Source organism: Arthrobacter sp. 05N33_2 (assembly GCF_056397425.1).
This window is the reverse complement of the sequence record NZ_JBFTNJ010000116.1, coordinates 1-4530: the sequence shown is the minus strand read 5'-3', so window position 1 is coordinate 4530 and position 4530 is coordinate 1. Positions and strand designations below refer to the sequence as shown.

General features: G+C 60.3%; 4 protein-coding genes. All 4 read right to left on the bottom strand.

The genetic code is table 11. The annotated features are described in order from the left end of the window. On the bottom strand, nt 1-731 hold a 731-nt coding region (locus AC1DHX_RS20250), incomplete at its 3' end, for an ABC transporter ATP-binding protein (RefSeq protein WP_476900424.1). Beyond that, entirely contained in the window at nt 728-1642 is a 915-nt protein-coding gene (locus tag AC1DHX_RS20245; RefSeq protein ID WP_476860268.1) for an ABC transporter permease, read from the bottom strand. The genes AC1DHX_RS20245 and AC1DHX_RS20250, both read right to left, overlap by 4 nt. Beyond that, entirely contained in the window at nt 1639-2652 is a 1014-nt protein-coding gene (locus tag AC1DHX_RS20240; RefSeq protein ID WP_476860269.1) for an ABC transporter permease, read from the bottom strand. Before AC1DHX_RS20240 ends, AC1DHX_RS20245 begins: the two co-directional genes overlap by 4 nt. Before the next feature lie 100 nt (nt 2653-2752). Continuing rightward, nucleotides 2753-4219, bottom strand: coding sequence for an ABC transporter substrate-binding protein (locus tag AC1DHX_RS20235; protein ID WP_476900423.1), 1467 nt, complete (start codon nt 4217-4219; stop codon nt 2753-2755). Nucleotides 4220-4530: the final 311 nt, after the last annotated feature.

Here is a 4530-nt window from a genome sequence, read left to right as displayed (position 1 = left end):
TATGGGTGGCGTGGATTGTTCATGACCGCTTCCACAGGTCCGGTTTCGATCACCCTGCCTGCGTAAAGGACCGCCACGCGGTCACAGACATCGCGGATGATGCCAAGGTTGTGGCTGATGAGCAGCACACCGAACCCGAACTTGTGTCGGAGTTCGTCAATGAGGACCAAAATTTGCCGGGCAACAGTAACGTCAAGAGCCGTTGTGGGCTCATCCAGGATCAACAGCCGGGGCTGGCGTARCAGAGCCATGGCAATCATGGCCCGCTGCAGCATCCCGCCGGACAATTGGTGCGGATAGCTGCGGTAGACCCGTTCAGGGTCCGGAAGGCCGACCAGGCTTAGGTGACGTATGATTTCAGCTTTGCCTTCGGCCCTCGAGATATGCCGGTGCCGGGCCAGGACATCGCTGAGTTGGCGGCCAAGCGTGAAGACGGGGTTGAAGGCAGTCCCGGGGTTCTGGAATACGATGGCCGCCGAGCCACCTGGTTCTGACGAGGCCTGTAAGGGATCGTTGCCGATGGTCACTTGCCCCGTGCGCCGTGCACCGCGTGGAAGGATCCCCAAGGCTGCGAGTCCTGTCAGGGACTTGCCGCACCCCGTTTCCCCCACCAGGCCGAGGATTTCACCGGCGGAAACATCGAGGTCTATCCCGCGGACGGGGCGGTTGGTAAGCTTTCCCCGGTCGGTGAATTCGACGTTGAGGTCGCGGATGCTAAGTACATGTGTCATCGCTTTACCTGCCTGGGGTCAAGGAGGTCGCGCAGCGAATCTCCGAGGAGGTTGAATCCYAGGACGGCCAGAAAGATGGCCAGCCCCGGAAAGGTGGCTATCCACCAGGAACTGAATATGAGCCCGCGCCCTTCGGCGACCATCAGGCCCCAGTCTGGCAGGGGCGGTTGCGTTCCAAGGCCGATGAATGCCAGGGACCCGGCGGCCAGGATCACAGTGCCGATGTCGACGGTGGCTTGGACGAGGATGGGCGTCATGCAGTTGCGAAGTACATGGCGGCTGATGATGAGCAGTTGCGGAATGCCCATGGCGCGGGCTGCTTCGACATAGGAGCGTTCCCGAAGGGATTTTGCTTCCGCTCGTACAAGGCGCGCATACCAGGGCCACCAGCTGATGGCCAAGGCGATGCCGGCGTTGGTGAGGCTGGGCCCAAGGATCGCAACGGTCACCATGGCCAGGAGCAGAGGCGGGAAGGCCTGGAAGACCTCGGTCACACGCATCAAGGCTTCGTCGAGCCAGCCACCGCGATATCCGGCGACAGCGCCGAGGGGAATGCCGATGAGGGCCGCGGCCGCGACAACGACGGCAGAGATGGTCAGCGCCGGGTTCGCGCCCATGATGATGCGGCTGAGGACGTCACGACCGAGTTGATCGGTGCCGAGCCAGTTCAAGGCGTTGGGAGCGAGGTTTCGGTCGGAGGCATTGGTCGCCCCCATGCCCTGATCAGGGAAAGGTGCCAGCCATTGCCCAAAAACAGCAAGGATTACGACAAGGACTATGATCATCGCGCCAACAGCGGCCAAACGGTCACGGCCCAGGGTCTGTTTAAGTAGTTTGATCGGTTTGAGGGTGGCCTGTTCTCCGGCCGGCCCGGAACGGGTCGGGGCGGAGATTTGGGTCGTGGGGCTCATGACATGCTCACTCTGGGGTCGATTCGGGATTGCAGGATGTCCACCAGAAGGTTGGCCAGCAGGTATGCTGTGGCGCCCATGAGCGTAATTGCTATGATGGCTGGGTAGTCCACTGCAAGCATGGAAGATGTAGCGAACTGCCCAATTCCTGGCCAGTTGAAGACAGCTTCGACGAAGAATGTTCCGGTCAGGGCGTAGGCGGCAGCCATTCCGGCGATAGACAGGACTGGTGGTAGAGCATTTTTCAGGGCCAGGCGCCAACGGATGGCGGTCTCCCTCAGACCGTAGGCCCTGGCGGTGAAGATGTAATCCTGGTTCATGACATCGAGCATGGCGGCCCTGGTCATTCGTGCAACGAGTCCGAGGGGATATGCGGCCAAGGTGAGGGCCGGCAGTATCACGTGCTGCAACCCATCGGTGAAGGCCACGCCGTTGCCGGTGATCATGCTGTCTAACAGGGGAAGCCCGGTCACGTGAGAGATGGGGTTGGAGTATTTGATGGAGTTGCTGAATTGCCCAGTGGCCGGAAGTATGCCCAGCCCCCCAACGAACAACAGTTGAAGGAGCAGTCCGAGCCAGAAGGCGGGCACGGAAATCCCTCCGATGGAGAGGAAACGGATTGCTCCGTCGATGAATCCGCCGGGACGGCGGGAGGCAACAACGCCCAAGATGACCCCTGCCGAAACAGCRAGAACCATGGCAAACCCGATGAGTTCCAATGTGGCTGGGAGGCGGGTGAACAGCTCATCCAACACGGGGCGTTTTGTGGCCAGAGACTGGCCCCAGTCCCCGGTGATCAGCTTTGCGACGTAGTCGAAGTACTGTTCGAGGATCGGACGGTTAAAGCCGAGGTGCTCCCGGACCCTGTCCAGCTCGGCTGGGGGCGCCTTCGGGCCGGCGTAGATGACGGCCGGGTCGCTGGGAACGATGCGGGCAAGGATGAAGACGATCGCGGTAAGCACGGCGAGAACCAGCACCGAGGTGATGAGCCGCCGGGCGACGAAACGCAACATGGTTCTCCTTTTCTTGATTGGTGTGGCGGGATGGGCGGGCAGGGCAAGGGCCCGGGCTTTGTTGGTGCAGCCCGGGCCCCTGCCTGCGTCGTATCGTTTAGGCGGCGCGTTTGATGGGGGCGAAGAAGGCCGTGAACGGGTAATTTTCGTTGTAGGGGGGAACTTCCAACCCGGCCGGAACGACTGAGACTGTGCGCGCATCGTAGAGGAATGCGGCAGGTGCTTCCCTATAGAGGAGGTCCATGGCTTCCTTATAAATGCCCTGGGCTGCGTCCCTGTCCGTTCCCGTCAAGGTTGCCGCCTTGTCAACCAAATTGTCGTACTCCGGGGACTTCCAATAGCTCAGGTTGAAGGATGGCTTTTCGCTGGAATGGAACAGCGTCGTGAGATTGTCGCTGCCGGCGTCGCTGTAAGTCGGCCAGTAGTTAAGTACAAAGATGTCCTGGGCGCTCTGAGGATCAGCCTTTGCGCTGTCCCATTGCTGGTTGAAAAGTTCGGCTTTCACGTCCAGCTTCACACCGATTTTGGCGAAGGCGTCCTTGATCAGCGGCACGAACCGTGCTTCCGCGGGATTCTCGGAGGCGTAGGTGAGTTTGAGGTTCATGCCGTCGGCATGACCAGCTGAGGCCAATAGTTGCTTGGCCTTTTCCAAGTCCTGGGAGTACTGCGGGACGTCCTGGCTGTAGGGGAAGATGCCGCTGGGAGCAGGGCCGTGGGACTGCGTGCCGTAGCCCTGCYCGCCGATGTCAATGATCTCTTTGTACGGAATCGCGTAGCTGAGCGCGCGGCGGACCTCCGGGTCGTTGAGTGGTGCGCGGCTCGTGTTAAACATGGCCAGGAAGTTGAACGGTGAGTTGAAGTCTTTCACCGTGAACTTCGGATCGCTGGCCAGGGTCTTGACGTTTTCCAAGGGAATGTTGGTCGCGTAGTCCACCTCACCTGCGGTCAGCATCTGCTGGGCCGTGACTGCATCCGGGGTGATAGAGATGTCGACAAAGTCGACGTGCGATGCAGCCTTTTTGTTCCAGTAGCCGTCGTACTTCTTCAGCACGACCTTAGAGCCGGGCTTGTAGGAGTCGATGGTGTAGGGGCCGGAGCCCGCGTCGATTCCGGCCTCGAAGTACTTGTCATTCTTGGCGGATGCGGCCAGGGCCTTCGGGGCAACGATCCAGGCGCCGTAGGTCGAGGAGGCGACGAGGTCCATCGGCGCAGCGTACTTCAGCTGCAGCGTGACAGTGGAGTCGTCCGGGGCGGTAACGCTCTCCACCGGTGCCCAGATGAAGGATGCGGCTGCATGGTCCCTGGCAGCGTCGATGCTGGCTTTGACCGCCGCGGCATTGATCGGCTCGCCGTCGTGGAAGGTGGCTCCGGAGCGGATCTTGAATGTCCAGGATTTTCCGTCGGCACTGGCGCTCCAGGACTCGGCTATTGCCGGGGAATACGCTTCTGCGGAACCTGCAGGGTTCTTCCAAAGCAGGGGTTCGTATATGTTGCCCATGTAGAGGGCTTCGGTGGAAAACGAACGAACCGGATCCCACGTAGTAATGGCTGCAGATGCGGCCACAGAGAAAACGTCGGGGCCGGAAGAAGCTTTGGGTGCGGCAGGACTGCATCCCGCCGCGCTAAGGGCAACGACGGCGGCTGTGGCCGTGACAAGCACAGTCCGAGCCGGGTGTGGAAATGAGAGTGCCAACAGAGACTCCTTGAAGAAGGGAGGAAAGTGTGACGAGTCTAACTAAGCGCGACTATGCCTGGGAAATGCCTATGATGAGTAAAACTCATACCTTGGAGGCATAGTGGACTTGAGGCACCTGACATATTTCCTGAGCATCGTTGATGAAGGATCAATCAATGCTGCGTCACGCTCTTTGAGGG